The 16,763-nt window shown below is 30.5% G+C and carries 12 protein-coding genes; 11 read left to right on the top strand and 1 reads right to left on the bottom strand.

Translation table 11 applies throughout. The features are described from left to right. Positions 1–23 precede the first annotated feature (23 nt). From ACQRD5_RS14365 to recJ, 4 genes are all read left to right on the top strand, one after another. Positions 24–563 (top strand): DJ-1 family glyoxalase III, encoded by a 540-nt coding sequence (locus ACQRD5_RS14365; RefSeq protein ID WP_291627206.1) that lies wholly within the window; start codon positions 24–26, stop codon positions 561–563. 10 nt (positions 564–573) lie between these two features. Next, entirely contained in the window at positions 574–852 is a 279-nt protein-coding gene (locus tag ACQRD5_RS14360) for a hypothetical protein (protein WP_291627205.1), read from the top strand. An 821-nt stretch (positions 853–1,673) separates the two neighbouring features. Then, positions 1,674–3,503: a group II intron reverse transcriptase/maturase gene (gene ltrA, locus ACQRD5_RS14355; RefSeq protein ID WP_427746980.1), complete on the top strand. Its 1,830-nt coding sequence runs from the start codon at positions 1,674–1,676 to the stop codon at positions 3,501–3,503. Between the two features lie 76 nt (positions 3,504–3,579). Next, positions 3,580–5,133 (top strand): single-stranded-DNA-specific exonuclease RecJ, encoded by a 1,554-nt coding sequence (gene recJ / locus ACQRD5_RS14350; protein WP_291627200.1) that lies wholly within the window; start codon positions 3,580–3,582, stop codon positions 5,131–5,133. Positions 5,134–5,234: 101 nt separating this feature from the next. Here recJ and ACQRD5_RS14345 read toward each other — a convergent pair whose 3' ends face one another. Beyond that, positions 5,235–5,417, bottom strand: coding sequence for an alpha/beta-type small acid-soluble spore protein (locus ACQRD5_RS14345; RefSeq protein WP_291627198.1), 183 nt, complete (start codon positions 5,415–5,417; stop codon positions 5,235–5,237). Positions 5,418–5,620: 203 nt separating this feature from the next. Here ACQRD5_RS14345 and ACQRD5_RS14340 point away from each other — a divergent pair, with 203 nt between their 5' ends. The 7 genes from ACQRD5_RS14340 (at position 5,621) to ACQRD5_RS14310 (ending at position 16,699) form a co-directional block, all read left to right on the top strand. Beyond that, positions 5,621–6,706 carry an undecaprenyldiphospho-muramoylpentapeptide beta-N-acetylglucosaminyltransferase gene (locus ACQRD5_RS14340; RefSeq protein ID WP_427746979.1) on the top strand — a complete coding sequence of 362 codons (1,086 nt, stop codon included), beginning with the start codon at positions 5,621–5,623 and terminating at the stop codon, positions 6,704–6,706. A 154-nt stretch (positions 6,707–6,860) separates the two neighbouring features. After that, positions 6,861–7,286, top strand: a complete 426-nt coding sequence (locus tag ACQRD5_RS14335; RefSeq protein WP_291627195.1) for a flavodoxin — start codon at positions 6,861–6,863, stop codon at positions 7,284–7,286. A 181-nt stretch (positions 7,287–7,467) separates the two neighbouring features. Next, on the top strand, positions 7,468–10,980 hold the full coding sequence (gene nifJ, locus ACQRD5_RS14330; protein WP_320900638.1) for a pyruvate:ferredoxin (flavodoxin) oxidoreductase: 3,513 nt from the start codon (positions 7,468–7,470) through the stop codon (positions 10,978–10,980). 206 nt (positions 10,981–11,186) lie between these two features. Continuing rightward, positions 11,187–13,913 carry a cadherin-like beta sandwich domain-containing protein gene (locus ACQRD5_RS14325; RefSeq protein WP_320900640.1) on the top strand — a complete coding sequence of 909 codons (2,727 nt, stop codon included), beginning with the start codon at positions 11,187–11,189 and terminating at the stop codon, positions 13,911–13,913. Between the two features lie 191 nt (positions 13,914–14,104). Further along, positions 14,105–14,431 (top strand): DUF1292 domain-containing protein, encoded by a 327-nt coding sequence (locus ACQRD5_RS14320; protein ID WP_291627188.1) that lies wholly within the window; start codon positions 14,105–14,107, stop codon positions 14,429–14,431. A 238-nt stretch (positions 14,432–14,669) separates the two neighbouring features. Further along, on the top strand, positions 14,670–15,491 hold the full coding sequence (locus tag ACQRD5_RS14315; protein ID WP_320902101.1) for a PHP domain-containing protein: 822 nt from the start codon (positions 14,670–14,672) through the stop codon (positions 15,489–15,491). A 14-nt stretch (positions 15,492–15,505) separates the two neighbouring features. Beyond that, positions 15,506–16,699, top strand: a complete 1,194-nt coding sequence (locus ACQRD5_RS14310; protein ID WP_294188484.1) for a pyridoxal phosphate-dependent aminotransferase — start codon at positions 15,506–15,508, stop codon at positions 16,697–16,699. Positions 16,700–16,763 lie beyond the last annotated feature (64 nt).

Here is a 16,763-nt window from a genome sequence, read left to right as displayed (position 1 = left end):
AAATTTTTTGGGAGGTAATTTAAATGAAAGTTGCTGTATTATTAGCAAATGGTTTTGAAACTTTAGAAGCTTTAACTGTAGTTGATATTTTAAGAAGAGGAGAAGTGGAATGTAATACTTTTTCCTTAGAAGGAAATGAAGTTACTACATCTCATAATATCAAGCTTAAAGCAGATAAAAGTATTATGGATGAAGAAATTAATTCTTATGACTTTTTAGTTTTACCAGGAGGAATGCCAGGCTCTATTAATTTAAGAGATGATGAAAGGGTAATTGAACTGGTTAAGAAGTTTAATGAAAAAAATAAATGGGTTTGTGCTATTTGTGCAGGACCGATTGTTTTAGGAAAAGCAGGTATAACAGAAGGTAAAAATGTAACTTGCTATCCTGGATTTGAAGAAGAATTAGGTAACTGTAACTATAAAAATGATATGGTGGTTGTAGATGGAAATATAATTACAGGAAGAGGCCCAGCTGCTGCAATACCTTTTGCATTTGAAATACTTTCTAAAATTTCAGAAGAAAAAGCTGAAAAAATTAAGAAAGCAATGTTATTTAAATAATAGGTGAAGTATGAAAGAAAATTGGATATTAGTAAATAAAAAGGAGAGCTTTTTAAAGCTCTCTGAATTTTTAGATGCAAACCCATTAGTTTTAAGATTATTAGCTAATAGGGGGATAGATGACATAGATTTAGCAAAAAGATTTTTAAAAGGAACTGTAGAGGATCTTTATGATGGATATCTTATGAAAGATATGAAAAAAGGAGTATCTATTGTAAAAGAAGCAATTTTAAAGAATAAAAAAATAATTATATATGGAGATTATGATTGTGGTGCGACACGTTTCTAACTAAAAAGGTTAGGCACTAAATATAGAACGTAAATGTTCTTGTTTAGGAGAACTGTTCTGATGAAGAGTGGAATGATAGAGTAACGACTTGAAACACTCTCATTAATACTCCGACTTGCAAATATAATAAAGCTAAATAATATTTGTAAGAAGCTCGGTGAAGTCGGCAGAAGTTAACCTAAGTTAAGGAATATATTAAGTATTATTGGTACAAAAGAGGCTAGAGCCCACCTGTAAGAAAGATATTAGTACAAAATAAGGTTAACGATATGTCGGATGTCCTATAAAATATCCATGGTGAGAATGAAGGCTGACTACCTACTGACGAACTCTCGAATGTACGGGACTAGACGTAGACCTTATGGAAACATAAGGGACTCCAAAAGGAGTGAACATGAGGTAAAGTAAAAATCGGCAGTTATGAAATACCTTACGGTGTTACAGGCACCGTCCAGTGTTCAGGACCATAGAGAGCACCTAAAGATATATAGAGTGGATAATCAGAACGGAACGTGGGAAGTTTGATACGTGGAGATTATAGCTAGTCTGTGAAGCGGTCAGAATATAAATAAGACAAATGTCTTTATTAAATCTGTTTAATCAAATGAAAGTGATGCCATAGTACCTAAGAAACAGTGATAATAAACTGTGGAGGGATGGGCATTAGTCAAGATTTTAGAAATTTAACAAGTAATATAGCTAAAGTAATAGGTTCTAATGAGAATAATAGAATCATTCCCAAGAATAAATATACGGGAGTGATGACTATCACCAAGAAAAGTTTAAAAGTAGGAAAAATTCGAAATGCGGAATACTACGATATGGTTGAGGTGTTTGACAAACTTTATGCAGATAGCATCAATAACCAAAAGTTTTATGCATTGATGAAAATCATTGAATCCGAAGATAATATTAAACTTGCTTATAGAAATATGAGAAAAAATGATGGTGGAAAAACTCCAGGGGTGGACGGTTTAACCATAAAGGATATTAACAAAATTGACGAAGAACAATTTGTAAAAATTGTTCAAAACAAGCTTCGAAATTATAATCCAAAGCGAGTTAAAAGAGTTGAGATTCCAAAAGCAAATGGTAAAACAAGACCACTTGGTATTCCAACTATCTGGGACAGAATAGTTCAACAATGTTTTCTGCAAGTGCTAGAGCCAATCTGCGAAGCTAAATTCTTTGAAAGAAGTAATGGTTTCAGACCTAACAGGTCAGTAGAAAATGCAATGGCTCAATGTTATAAAATGATGCAAATGTATAAACTACATTATGTAGTGGATATAGACATTAAAGGATTCTTTGACAATGTAGACCATGGAAAACTTTTAAAGCAAATGTGGACCATGGGAATTAGGGATAAAAGAGTATTATCAATTATCTCAAAAATGCTTAAAGCAGAAGTTCAAATGCCAAATGGAACCGTCGAAGGAAATGATAAAGGAACTCCGCAAGGAGGTATTTTATCACCACTTCTATCCAATATAGTTCTTAATGAGCTAGATTGGTGGGTAGCAAATCAATGGGAACTGTTCCCAGCACATGATTTTGTGGAAAAAGAAAGACCAGACGGGAAGGGAACCAATAGAGCAGTAAAATACAGAAAATTGGAAAAGAGTAATCTTAAGAAGTGTTTCATAGTAAGATATGCAGATGATTTTAAGATATTCTGTGATGATTACGATAGTGCTAAAAGAGTATTTTATGGCGTGAAAGATTTTCTAAACAAACGACTTAATTTAGAAATTAGCGAAGAAAAATCAAAAATCACCAATTTAAGAAAAGAATACTCTGAGTTTTTAGGTATAAAGTTTAAGTTATACCAAAAAGGTAATAAGTGGGCAGTTATCTCGCATATGTGCGATAAAGCCTATGATAGAACTAGAAAAGACCTTAAAGAAGCACTTGATGTGATAAAACACACAGAAGGCTCTGCTAATACAGGAAGAGCAATTAATGCATATAATGCGAAAGTTATTGGAATTCACCAATATTTTAGCATGGCAACAATGATAACTGAAGACTTAGGAAAGATTGCATATGAAATCCAGCATAAATGTAAATCCCGCAAATTAGAAAGAAGAATCAAGAAAACAGGTCAGCATATATCAGCCTACATTAAACAAGAGTATGGAACAAGTTCTCAACTTAGGTTTATAAATGGAATGGCTTTAGTACCAATAGGATACTGTAAGCACAAAAATCCTATGTATAAACGGAAGAAGGTGAACAAGTACACTCCAGAAGGAAGAGAGTTAATTCATAAAAAGCTATCAATAGATACAAGTATGATTCAGTATATGCTGAATTACCCAGTAATGGATAGAAGTATTGAATATAACGATAATAGAATCTCTCTTTATGTAGGGCAAAAAGGAAAATGTTCAGTAACTGGTGAAGAACTAACAATAGAGAATATGCATTGTCATCATAAGTTACCACTCTCAATGGGCGGTACTGATGAATATAAAAATCTAACACTAATAACTGAACAAGTTCATAAATTGATACATGCAAAAGAAAACCAAACAATTCTTGAACTTTTAACAAATCTTCATCTTGATAAAAAGATGAAAGAAAAAGTTAATAAACTAAGAAAACAGTGTGAAAACACTGAAATCACTTGGGAAAGCTATATTTTCTAAATAAATATTCTAAACAATTTTGATGGAACGCCGTGTGCGGAGAAATTCGCATGCACGGTGTGAAGCGGGGGAAAAGTTGGAGATAGCATCAAATACTTACCTATCGCTATATGGAGTAAACAGCACAACTATTCTATATAAAGCTCTAAAAGCTGTTGGTGCTAATTATGGTTACTATATACCTAATAGAGAAGAAGAAGGCTATGGAATGCATAGTGGAAGAATAAAAAAATTAAGTGAAGAAGGCTATGAAGTTGTATTAACTTGTGATAATGGCATCTCTGCTTTTGAACAAGTAGAACTTGCGAAAAGTCTTGGTATGGAAGTTGTAATTACTGATCACCACGATATTCCACTTAGAGAAAATGAAGATGGTATTTTAAAAGAACAAGCACCTAAGGCTGATGCAGTAATAAATCCTAAGCAAAAGGACTGTAATTATCCTTTTAAAATGTTATGTGGAGCAGGAATAGCATTAAAATTTTCTAAATGTTTATTTAATGAGTTTAATATAAAAAATGAGGAATTTTTAGATTTATTTCAATTTGCGGCAATTGCCACAGTATGTGATGTAGTTGACTTAGTTGATGAGAATAGAATTATAGTAAAAAAAGGCTTAGAACTATTAAATAAAAGTGAAAACTATGGCATTCAAGAGTTAAAGAAGGCTACATTATTAAATGATAAAAAGATAGAAGAGTATCATTTAGGCTTTGTTATTGGACCATGCATTAATGCAACTGGAAGGCTAGAAACAGCAGATTTGTCTGTAGAATTATTAATAACAAAGGATAGAGAAAGAGCTAAAGTTTTAGCAAATCAGTTAAGTGAGTTAAATACAGTAAGACAAGACTTAACAAAAGAAAGTACTGAAAGAATAATTAATAGGATAGAAGCAGAAAAAAATAAATCTGATAAAGTCATAGTAGTATATGATGAGAATGTTCATGAAAGTATTGCGGGAATAGTAGCAGGGAGAGTTAAGGAAAAGTATAATATGCCCTGTATAGTTTTAACTAAGGGTAAAGAAATGCCAAAGGGATCAGCAAGATCAATAGAGGGATATAATATAACTCAAGAGCTTAGCAAGTGTTCGAATTTGATAGAAAAATTTGGTGGTCATCCTATGGCTGCGGGCTTATCAATAAAAGAAGAGAATATTAAAGAGCTAAGAAGAAAGTTAAATGAAAATTGTATATTAACCGATGAAGATTTAGTTCCAATTGTAAAAATAGATTTACCATTAAGTTTAAATTATTTAAATGAAGAATTAATTAATACAATTGAAGCATTAAGACCATATGGAAAAGGGAATCCAAGTCCATTATTTGCAGTTAAGGACTTATTTATGGAAAGAATGTGGCTATTAGGAAAAGAAAAAAACTTTTTAAAGCTTAGATTTAGGTTTGAACTAAATGGAAAGTATATATATATAGATGGAATAAGTTTTGATAAATTTGAAAGCTTTAAAGAGGATTTAATAAGTAAATATGGGAATGAAAAATTTGTTGAAGCATGCAATACTAGCTATTTAAATTTAAAAGCTGATGTAATTTATTATCCGAATATAAATGAGTTTAATGGAAGTAGAAATATTCAACTAAATATTAAAAATATTAGGATTAAATAAAAAATAGTTTATAAATTTTAAAGTATAAAGAATAGAGTTGTCTTAAAATTATAAACTTTAAGGCAACTCTATTTATAAATTTAATGGTCTACAATTAAAGACTATTTTATAGTATTTTCATATTGTTCAACCATTCTTTTAACCATTTCTCCACCAACGCTTCCGCATTGTTTTGAAGAAAGGTCGCCATTATAGTCACTAAAAGGAACTCCCATTTCATTAGCTACTTCATTTTTGAATTTAGCTAATCCATTTTTAGCTTCTGGTACTAACTTATTTGCCATAGTATTTACACCTCCTTTTCATCTTTGTAATTATAGCTTGTGTAAATTTAAAATAAATATTATATGTAAGTAAAGGAAATTGGACATAATAGTGGCAATGAGATAATATTAGTAATTTTTATTAAAATTTAAAGATAACAATAAATAAAAAATGATTATATGATATATTGAAATAGTATCTATATTTTTAAAGGAGTGTTTCTATGAGTAAATATAAAATAATAATGACTGGAGGGGGAACAGCAGGGCATGTTACTCCAAATTTAGCTTTAGTCCCAGAGTTAAAGAAAAAAGGTTTTGAAATAAAATATATAGGTAGTAAAGATGGTATAGAAAAAGAAATTATAGGAGATGCAAATATACCTTATTACGAAATATCATCTGGAAAGTTAAGAAGATATTTTGATTTTAAGAATTTTTCTGATCCTTTTAAAGTTATGAAAGGCATATTAGAAGCTAAAAAAATATTAAAAAAAGAAAAGCCAGATGTAATCTTTTCTAAAGGTGGATTTGTTGCAGTACCAGTAGTTATTGCAGCATCTATGAAAAAGATACCAGTAGTTTCTCACGAATCAGATTTAACTCCTGGTCTTGCCAATAAATTATCAGCTCCATTTTGTAATAAGCTCTGTGTTACTTTTAAAGAAAGCTTAAATTATATAAAAGATAACAAGGGAGTATTAACTGGAACTCCTATTAGAAAAGAAATATTAAAGGGAAGTAAAGAGCAAGGAAGAAAAATATGTGATTTTAAAGAAAATAAAGAAATTTTACTTGTAATCGGTGGGAGCTTAGGTGCAAAAAGTATAAATGAAGCTATTAGAAATAACTTAGAAGAGTTATTGAATATTTATAATATAATTCATATATGTGGAAAAAATAATTTAGATAAAAATTTACAAGGAAAAAAAGGATATATTCAATTTGAATATGTTAAAGATGAATTACCACATTTACTAAAGGCAGCTGATTATGTTGTTTCTAGGGCAGGGGCAAATGTTATTTTTGAATTATTAGCATTGAATAAACCAACTCTATTAATACCTTTATCTAAGAAAATAAGTAGAGGTGATCAAATTTTAAATTCTAAGTCATTTGAAAAAGAAGGCTATTCTATTGTACTAGATGAAGATGAAATGATTGAAAATGATAAAAAAATAATTATTAAACTTAAAGAGCTTAGAAATAATAAAAATATTTTAATTAGTAATATGCAAAAAAGTAGTATGAGAAATGGTGTTAATTCAATAATAGAAGTTATAATTAGTAGCATAAAAACAAATAAATAGAAAAATATTTGTTATAAAGGACAATATTGTGCCAATATGGGACACAAAAACTTGCAAAAAAAAAATAGTGTTATATAATAAAATAGTAAGTGTAAAAATAGGTAATATATATCCAATAAGTGACTTTTAAGTCAGAGGATGAGGTGATGTATTAATGAAGAAAATTTCTATTATCTATTGGAGTAATGGAGGGAATGTAGAAGTCCTTGCAAATTCAATTGCTGAAGGTGCTGAAAAACATAATTCAGAAGTAATCATAAAACATGTTTGTGATGCTACAATTGAAGATGTGACAGATGCTGATGCAGTTGCTTTTGGTAGTCCTTCAATGGATAACAATAGGATCGAACAACATGAGATGGAACCATTCATAAATCAATTCAAATTACTACCTAATAATCAAAAAAAGATTGTATTATTTGGATCATATGGTTGGGATGATGGAAAATTCATGGATGATTGGATTCAACGAATGAATGATTACAACTTTAATGTTGTAGGAAGCATCGCCGTTAAAGAATCGCCAAGTGAAGAAGAACTTGAAGAAGCTCGAAGACTTGGGGAGGAATTAACAAAATAAATTCTTTAAGGGTATTATGACTTTTGAGAAGTGCTTATATAGGGGTTAAGTGCTTAAGACTTCGGTTGAAGAATATAAAAATTTATTACTAAATAATTCATTCTTAAATTTTGAATACAGTTTTTAATATCTGTATTTAAGTATTATTATATTTATATATAAGGAAGAGAGGTCAAACATAATGAGAAAAATGAAAACTATGGATGGTAATACAGCTGCTGCTCATATATCTTATGCTTTTACAGAAGTAGCTGCTATATTCCCAATTACACCATCTTCACCAATGGCTGAACACGTTGATGAGTGGGCAGCACAAGGAAGAAAGAACATATTTGGTCAACCTGTTAAGGTAATGGAAATGCAATCAGAGGCTGGTGCAGCTGGTGCAGTTCATGGATCTTTACAAGCTGGTGCGTTAACTACAACATACACAGCATCTCAAGGTTTATTATTAATGATACCAAATATGTACAAGATTGCAGGTGAAATGCTTCCAACAGTATTCCATGTATCAGCAAGAGCTTTAGCAACATCTTCATTAAGTATATTTGGGGATCACCAAGACGTTATGGCTGCAAGACAAACAGGTTTTGCAATGCTTGCAGAAGGATCAGTACAAGAAGTTATGGATTTAGCTCCTGTAGCACACTTAACTTCAATAAAAACTAGAATTCCTTTTATGAATTTCTTTGATGGATTTAGAACATCACATGAAATTCAAAAGATAGAAGTTTTAGAATATGATGAATTAGCTCACTTAGTTGACTACGATGCTTTAGAAGGATTTAGAAGAAGAGCATTAAACCCTAATAACCCAGTTACTAGAGGTACAGCTCAAAATCCTGACATTTACTTCCAAACAAGAGAATCTGTAAATAGATTCTATGAAGATATTCCAGAAGTAGTAGAAAGCTACATGGCTGAAATAACTAAGTTAACAGGAAGAGAATATCACTGCTTCGACTACTATGGAGCACCAGATGCTGATAGAATAATAGTTTCTATGGGATCATCAATCGATGTTATCGAAGAAACTGTTGATTACTTAAATGGAAGAGGAGAAAAAGTTGGTTTAGTTAAAGTAAGATTATTTAGACCATTCTCTGCTGAAAGATTATTAAAGGTTATACCAGCTACAGTAAAATCTATAGCTGTTTTAGATAGAACAAAAGAACCAGGTTCAATAGGAGAACCATTATACCTAGATGTGAAGAGTGCATTCTATGGAAAAGAAAATGCTCCAGTTATAGTTGGAGGAAGATATGGATTAGGTTCTAAGGATCCAAACCCATCAGATATAGGATCAGTATTTGCTAACCTTTCAAAGGAAACTCCAAAAGATGGATTTACAATTTCTATAGTTGATGATGTTACTAATACTTCATTAGTAAAAGAAGAAGATATTGATGCATCTACAGAAGGAACAAAGGCATGTAAGTTCTGGGGACTAGGATCAGATGGTACTGTTGGTGCTAACAAGAGTGCTATTAAAATCATTGGAGACCACACAGATATGTATGCTCAAGGATATTTTGCATATGACTCAAAGAAATCTGGTGGTATAACTGTATCACACTTAAGATTTGGTAAGAAACCAATTAAGTCACCATATTTAGTTGATAAGGCTGACTTCATTGCATGTCATAACCAAGCATATGTGTATAAATATGATGTATTAGAAGGATTAAAGAATAGTGGTAAGTTCTTATTAAATACAATCTGGACTCCAGAAGAAGTTAATGAAAAATTACCAGCTTCTATGAAGAAATATATTGCAGAAAACAATGTTGAATTCTATACATTAAACGCTGTTAAGATAGCACAAGAAATTGGACTTGGCGGAAGAATCAATATGATAATGCAAGCTGCATTCTTTAAGATTGCTAACATTATACCAGTTGAAGATGCTGTTAAGTACTTAAAAGATGCTGTTGTATCATCATATGGCAAAAAAGGTGAAAAAGTTGTTAACATGAACTTTGCTGCTATAGATAAGGGTGTTGAATCTATAGTTAAAATAGAAGTTCCAGCTGATTGGAAAGATGCTAAGGAAGAAGAAAAAGCAACAGATGCTAACATTCCAGCATTCATCAAAAATATAGTTGAACCTATTAACGCTCAAAAAGGATTTGATCTTCCTGTATCAGCATTTGAAGGTATGGAAGATGGTACATTTGTACCAGGTACTGCTGCTTATGAAAAGAGAGGTATCGCAATTAATGTTCCAGAATGGCAACAAGATAAATGTATTCAATGTAACCAATGTGCATATGTTTGTCCACACGCAGCTATAAGACCATTCTTATTAAATGAAGAAGAAAACACAAATGCACCAGAATCAATGAAGGTAGTACCTGCAAAGGCATTAAAAACAGAAGAACCAACATTCTATACAATTGGAGTTACTCCATTAGATTGTACAGGCTGTGGAAACTGTGCTCAAGTATGTCCAGCACCAGGTAAGGCTTTAATAATGAAACCAATGGAAACTCAAGAAGAACAAATTGAAGCTTGGGATTATGCAGTTAAAGATGTTACACCTAAGAAGAACCCAATGAATAAGAATACAGTTAAGGGTAGCCAATTTGAACAACCATTATTCGAATTCTCAGGAGCTTGTGCAGGTTGTGGAGAAACTCCATACGCTAAGCTTGTAACTCAATTATTTGGAGATAGAATGATGATAGCTAATGCTACAGGATGTTCTTCAATTTGGGGAGGTTCAGTACCAGCTACTCCATATACAGTAAACCATGAAGGACATGGTCCAGCTTGGGCAAATTCATTATTTGAAGATAATGCTGAATTTGGATTAGGTATGTTCTTAGGAGTTAAGGCTATAAGAGAAAGAATAGCTGATAACATGACTAAGGCTTTAGAAACAGAAGCTTCAGAAGAAGTTAAGGCAGTACTTCAAGACTGGTTAGATAATATGAACAGTGGAGAAGGAACTAGAGATAGAGCTAACAGAGTTATATCTGTATTAGAAAATGTAGATGCTGATTATGCAAGAGAAATCTTAAAGGATAAAGAATTCTTAATTAAGAGATCTCAATGGATATTCGGAGGAGACGGATGGGCATATGACATCGGATACGGTGGATTAGATCACGTTCTAGCTTCTGGAGAAGATGTAAATGTACTTGTATTTGATACAGAAATTTACTCAAATACAGGAGGACAATCTTCTAAATCAACTCCAACTGCTGCAATAGCTAAATTTGCTGCATCAGGTAAGAGAACTAAGAAGAAAGACCTTGGAATGATGGCTATGACATATGGTTATGTTTATGTAGCACAAATTTCTATGGGAGCTGATAAGAACCAAACTCTTAAAGCAATAGCTGAAGCAGAAGCTTACAATGGACCATCATTAATCATTGCTTATGCTCCATGTATAAGCCATGGTATTAAGACTGGTATGATGAATAGCCAAGATGAAGCTAAGAAAGCTGTTGAATGCGGATATTGGGGATTATATAGATATAATCCAAGCTTAAAGGGAACTAAGAATCCATTCTCATTAGATTCTAAGGAACCAAAAGCAAGCTTCAGAGAATTCTTAATGGGAGAAGTAAGATATGCTTCACTTGCAAAAGCATTCCCAGAACAAGCAGAAGCTTTATTTGAAAAGACAGAAAAAGATGCTATGGAAAGATTAGCAGGCTATAAGAGATTAGCTGAACAACAATAGTTCAAATTAAGTAAATTATAGAGATATAGACTTTTAGTATTTTAATACTAAAGTCTATATCTTTTTTTATGCAAAAAAGGATAAAAATGTTATAAAATTGTGATAAAATATTGAATAATAAGTATAATTATTGTAAAATTAAAAGGAATATATTATAAAATTAAGAAAATATATGAAAATATAGTGTGAATAGAAGGGGGATTTTTATGAACAAAAAGGTTATTTCTCTATTAACAGCATTTTTCTTAGGTTCTTCAGCACTTATTGGTACTAGTTCACAAGTAAATGCTGAAAACTTATCTATTAATATCTACAGAAATGATGGGGAATATTTAATTGAAAAAGTATCAAATCCATATACTGTTTCAGGGAATGCTGATGGATTAGAGAATGGAGGAGATAGAGAAAATTCTTATGCTTGGTCTATGCAGGAAATGGAGGATGAATATGGAGACTATATTTATATAGGCAGTAATCGAAATATTTTATATGCTGCATTAAGTAGTTTTATGTCTGGATCAGGAGATAGTGAAATTATGAAGTCATTGGTAGATACAATTACAAATGGCGAAATTAAAACTGACACATCTCCAGTAAGTTTTGCTCAAGCATCTATTTTTAGGTATAATGTAAAAACAAATTCTATGGAAACATATTTTGATTCAGCAGATTATACTTCTGGAGTCTACAGCTATGTAAGTGGATTCCGTGCATGTATGCCTTTCAAAAATAGTCTATATTTTAACGCAAATGGTACAAGTAATAGTATGATTTGGCGTGTATCTAATAATAACCAAGAAACTCCTGAGGTAGTATTTAATCAACCTGGAGGATATATGCGTGCAATGACTGTAAGTAGTGATGAAGAGACAATGTATATCGGAGGAACTGATAAGAATTTAGATAATGTAATGGATGACTCCACAGCTTATAAAATAAATATTTATTCTACTACTGATGGAAATAGTTATCAGCTTATAGCAGACTATAATGACTTTAAGCAGTATGAGAAGGAAGGCTATTTCTCAACAGGAGGAGATGTTTGGGATATGGTTGAATACAATGGTTCACTATATCTAACACTAATGACTCTACATGGAGCTGTAGTATATGAAGCTCATAAAGCTTCTGAATCAGAAAGTGAAATAGCTAATAAATATGGATGGGTTTGGACTGATATTGTTGGTGAAACTGATAATTCTATTTATAGTGCTGGCTTTGGAAATTCACTTAACTATGCAGCAAGCCCTTATGTATTTAATAACGACTTATATTTTATAACTTTCTCAAATGCAATGGATTCTATAATATATGGAGCCTACGGACTACTTTCAATGTTTATGTCAGAACAACCCGATATGGAAGTATTCTTTAATAGTCTTAAAATGATGAAAGCAAATATGGATAATGAAACATCTGTATTTAGGCTTACATCTGATGGAAAAATGCAGATGGTAGTTGGAGATGAGAAAAACTGTCCTTCTAATATTGAATACTCAGCATTAATAGGAGCAGGATTTAATAATGATGATTATAGCACTACTCAGTATAACTGGCGTGCAGCAGTATATAATGGTAAGTTATATATAGGAACCTTTGATGCTTATGCTATGTATAAATATTTAACAAAACTTACAAATGGTGATTTGTTTGAAATGAAGGATGAAGAATATAGACAACAATTAGAATATGCAATTAAGTTTATTACTCTTATTTCTAGTGAAAATAATAATGTAGCTAAATATAGCATAGATAATGGTACTGAGGAGGATGATGAATCTACTAAGATAAGATTAGCAGCAGAAATATATAACTTATTTATGAATGATGATTTGAAAACTACATTTTCTACAGAAGCAAATATATTAGCAGAAAATCAAGAAGAATCTGAAAGAAAAGCTCCTAATAATTCTTTTACTGATGATGAAATTAATGATTTAATTGATTCCTTAGTATATATTCATAGTAAAATAGATGGAGAAGCTACTACAGAAGCAGTTTCTAAAATTCTTAATTCAATTAAGGTACATGATGGATCAATTGCTTCTATCAGTGATTCAATACAGGAAATTATAGATAGATTAAACGACTTAAAAGATTCAATGGATGAAGATATATATAAAGAAAGTATTGAAGCTTTAACTAGTGTATTAAACTCTTTGAAAACTGTACTAGATGTATTCAGAAATGTAGATCAAGAAGGCGTAGATTGTTATGTAAAGGTATCTGATGTCATTGCTGCAAATGATACTCCAGGATTTGAACTATACTGTACAGAAGACGGCAGACAATATGATACAGTTACTATAAATGGATTTAATGATGAATACAATTATGGTTGTAGAACCTTACTTGTAGGAAGTAATGGATTGTATTTAGGAACCGCTAACCCATTTTATGGGGCTCAACTTTGGAGGATTAATGAAAAAACTGCTGATTTAGAAGAATTTACTTGTAATATAGATGAAATAAATAGTACTTTCCATAAGAATATAACTGAATATACAGTAGAAGTTGATAATGATTTAACAGAATTTAAATTCACTTTAATTCCTGCTGATAAAGGAAATACTATATATTTAAATAAAACTCCACTAGAAAAATGGAGTGGTTCTACCCAATTGAATGTAGGAAAGAATACAATTACTGTTGAGAATGTAAGCATAGATGGTTCAGAAAGTACAGTTTACACATTTAATATTATAAGAGCTGAAGAGAAAAAGGTTTCACCAGATTCTGGTGAGTCAAATAAAGATAATGAAATTACAGAAGGAACTAAAGGAGTAAGTGTAGAAGAAACATATAAAGCGCAAGAAACAAGCGTTCAATCATCACTAAAGACAGGAGATTCATTTAATATAGTTTTATATGCAGTTTTAGTTATAGCTTCTGGTGGTTTAATTCTTTGTACTATTAAAAGAAAAAGAGTATAAATATAAATAGAATAATAACAACATTTTTATAAGAAATAAGCCTCCCCCATTAATGATAATGTCATTAATGAGGGAGGCTTAAACTATATTTAAAAAATAATATAAAAAAATTAAATGTTTTACTTTTATTTTTCATAATTTAAGGGTAGAATTAAATAGAACATTAATCTCATTAAAGGAGGATTATAAAAATGGATAATGAAAAGAAATGTGGATGCAATGAAGAAGAAAACACATGTGGATGTGGACATGATCATGGACATAGTGATGAATGTGGATGTGGCGAAGATCATCATGAACACTTTGTAGTAGATTTAGAAGATGATAATGGAAATGTAATCTCTTGCCCAATAATAGATGCATTTGAATTCGAAGAAAACGAATATATTTTAGCTCAAGATCCTAATGAGGATTCAGTATACTTATTTAGATCAACAGAAGATGGAGAGTTAATAATTCCAGAAGAAGATGAATTTGATAGAGTATCAAAATTCTATAGCGAAGAATTATCAGAATAAAGAATAAGAAAGACACGAAAGTGTCTTTTTTATTCTTTAGACCAGTTATAAAAAGATTGCACTATGAATAGATTTCTATAAATTAATTACTTCTGTCTTAAAGTGTCTCTATGTAATTTTACTTATTCCCTGGATTCTCTCAAAGGCATAGTAAAATTACATAGAGATACTTTTTTATTGTCATTTTATATTAATAGTGATATATTCTTAATATAAACGTAAGAAATAAGGTGTTGATATGAAGTATGCAGATTTACATATTCATTCTAACTATTCAGATGGTAGTATGTCACCAGAAAAGATAATTGAAAATGCTATAAATTTAGGTGTTAGAAGCATTTCTATAACTGATCATGATTGTATTTCATCTCAATATGTTACTAAAAAGATATATACTGATATTAAAGTAATACCAGGTATAGAATTAAGTGCTGAATTTGAAGATATAGAATTACATATATTAGGGTATTTCATAGATATAAATAATATAGAATTAATAAATACTGTAAATAAATTAAATAAAGAAAGAATAGATAGAATTACTGAAATACTTTTTAAGTTAAAAAAAGAAGAGATTAATTTAAATATTGAGGATTTGGAAGTAGATTTAAATTCTACAGTAGGAAGAAGTCATGTTGCTAAAGCTATGGTTAAAAAGGGATATTACGATAGTTATAAAGTGGCTTTTACTAATCATTTAGTTAAAGGAAAAGAATCCTATGTAAAAGGATATAAATTAAATTATAAAGAAGCTATACAAGCAATAAATAATTCAGGAGGAATACCTGTATTGGCTCATCCTGGACAAATATATAAATCATTGGCAGTAGAAAACATAATTAAAAATTTAAAGTTTTTTGGTTTAAAAGGAATAGAGGTGTATCACCCTAGTCATTCTAAAGAACAAACTAATAATTTTTATAATTTAGCAAAAAAATATAAGTTGTTAATTACTGGAGGTAGTGATTTTCATGGTAAAGAAGGATTAAAAGAAAATTTAATAGGTAGCTATGGAATTAGTAAAGATTTATTAAATAAATTAATTAACTTAAGTAAATAAATGGGGGAATGGCAATGTATTTATCCAAGAAGGCAAAGGAAATTAATCCATCTATAACATTAGAAATTACAGCTAAGGCTAAGAGTTTAAAGGATTTAGGAGTAAATGTAATAAGCTTTAGTGCAGGTGAACCTGATTTTAATACTCCTGATAATATTATAAATGCAGCAATAATTGCAATGAAGAATAGTAAAACAAAGTATACACCAACTAGTGGTGTTTTAGAACTTAGAAAGGCTATTTGTACAAAATTTAAAAATGATAATGATTTAATATATGAGCCAAATCAAATAGTAGTATCTACTGGGGCAAAACAAAGTTTAGCAAATGCTTTTTTAGCTATTTTAAATAAAGGGGATGAAGTAATACTTCCTATTCCATATTGGGTTAGCTATCCAGAATTAATAAAGTTAGCTGATGGAGTTCCTATTTTTATTAATAATCTAAAAGAAAATGATTATAAATATAAGATTGAGGATTTAAAAAAAGCAGTAACAAGCAAAACTAAAGCAATACTTTTAAATAGTCCTAATAATCCAACTGGAAGTATATACTCAAGGGAGGAACTTGTTGAAATTGCAGAGTTTGCAAAGGAAAATGATTTAATAATAATATCAGATGAAATATATGAAAAACTAATTTATGATGATAATAAGCATATTAGCATTGCATCTATTTCAAAAGATGCATATAAAAGAACTATTGTAATTAATGGATTGTCGAAATCTTATGCCATGACTGGGTGGAGAGTAGGATACTCTGCTTGTAGCGAAGAGATAGCTAATCTTATGAGTAGTATTCAAAGTCATGTAACATCTAATATTAACTCAATTTCTCAATATGCAGCAATTGAAGCTTTAACAGGATCACAAGATGCTTTGAATAATATGGTAAAAGAATTTAAAGATAGAAGAAATTATATGGTGGATAGGCTAAATAAAATAAATGGTATTTCTTATATTATGCCTAAGGGAGCATTTTATATAATGATAAATGTAGGAAAATATTTTGGTAAATCTATATCAGATAATGTAATCAATTCATCCTTAGAATTTTCAAGGTCTTTATTAGAGGAAGAAAAAGTTGCTGTTATACCTGGAATAGCATTTGGCTTAGATGATTATATAAGAGTTTCTTATGCTACATCTAAAGAGGCAATTGAAGAAGGATTAAATAGGTTAGAAAAATATTTACAAAAATTAAAATAAATTAAATGTGCTATCTTAGGATAGCATATTTTTTTGCTTGTATTGAAAACCACTGGCTATGCCG

It is taken from the genome of Clostridium sp. SGI.024 (genome assembly GCF_050315195.1).
Classification (GTDB): Bacteria; Bacillota; Clostridia; order Clostridiales; family Clostridiaceae; genus Clostridium.
This window is presented reverse-complemented; position numbering and strand designations above follow the sequence as displayed.

What these genes read in the sequence shown, in the direction of transcription:
- ltrA (WP_427746980.1), top strand. Translation starts at nt 1,674, where the DNA reads ATGGTTGAGGTGTTTGACAAACTTTATGCAGATAGCATCAATAACCAA.
- ACQRD5_RS14360 (WP_291627205.1), top strand. Translation starts at nt 574, where the DNA reads ATGAAAGAAAATTGGATATTAGTAAATAAAAAGGAGAGCTTTTTAAAG.
- ACQRD5_RS14340 (WP_427746979.1), top strand. Translation starts at nt 5,621, where the DNA reads ATGAGTAAATATAAAATAATAATGACTGGAGGGGGAACAGCAGGGCAT.
- ACQRD5_RS14335 (WP_291627195.1), top strand. Translation starts at nt 6,861, where the DNA reads ATGAAGAAAATTTCTATTATCTATTGGAGTAATGGAGGGAATGTAGAA.
- ACQRD5_RS14365 (WP_291627206.1), top strand. Translation starts at nt 24, where the DNA reads ATGAAAGTTGCTGTATTATTAGCAAATGGTTTTGAAACTTTAGAAGCT.
- ACQRD5_RS14345 (WP_291627198.1), bottom strand. Translation starts at nt 5,417, where the DNA reads ATGGCAAATAAGTTAGTACCAGAAGCTAAAAATGGATTAGCTAAATTC.
- ACQRD5_RS14310 (WP_294188484.1), top strand. Translation starts at nt 15,506, where the DNA reads ATGTATTTATCCAAGAAGGCAAAGGAAATTAATCCATCTATAACATTA.
- ACQRD5_RS14315 (WP_320902101.1), top strand. Translation starts at nt 14,670, where the DNA reads ATGAAGTATGCAGATTTACATATTCATTCTAACTATTCAGATGGTAGT.
- nifJ (WP_320900638.1), top strand. Translation starts at nt 7,468, where the DNA reads ATGAGAAAAATGAAAACTATGGATGGTAATACAGCTGCTGCTCATATA.
- ACQRD5_RS14325 (WP_320900640.1), top strand. Translation starts at nt 11,187, where the DNA reads ATGAACAAAAAGGTTATTTCTCTATTAACAGCATTTTTCTTAGGTTCT.
- ACQRD5_RS14320 (WP_291627188.1), top strand. Translation starts at nt 14,105, where the DNA reads ATGGATAATGAAAAGAAATGTGGATGCAATGAAGAAGAAAACACATGT.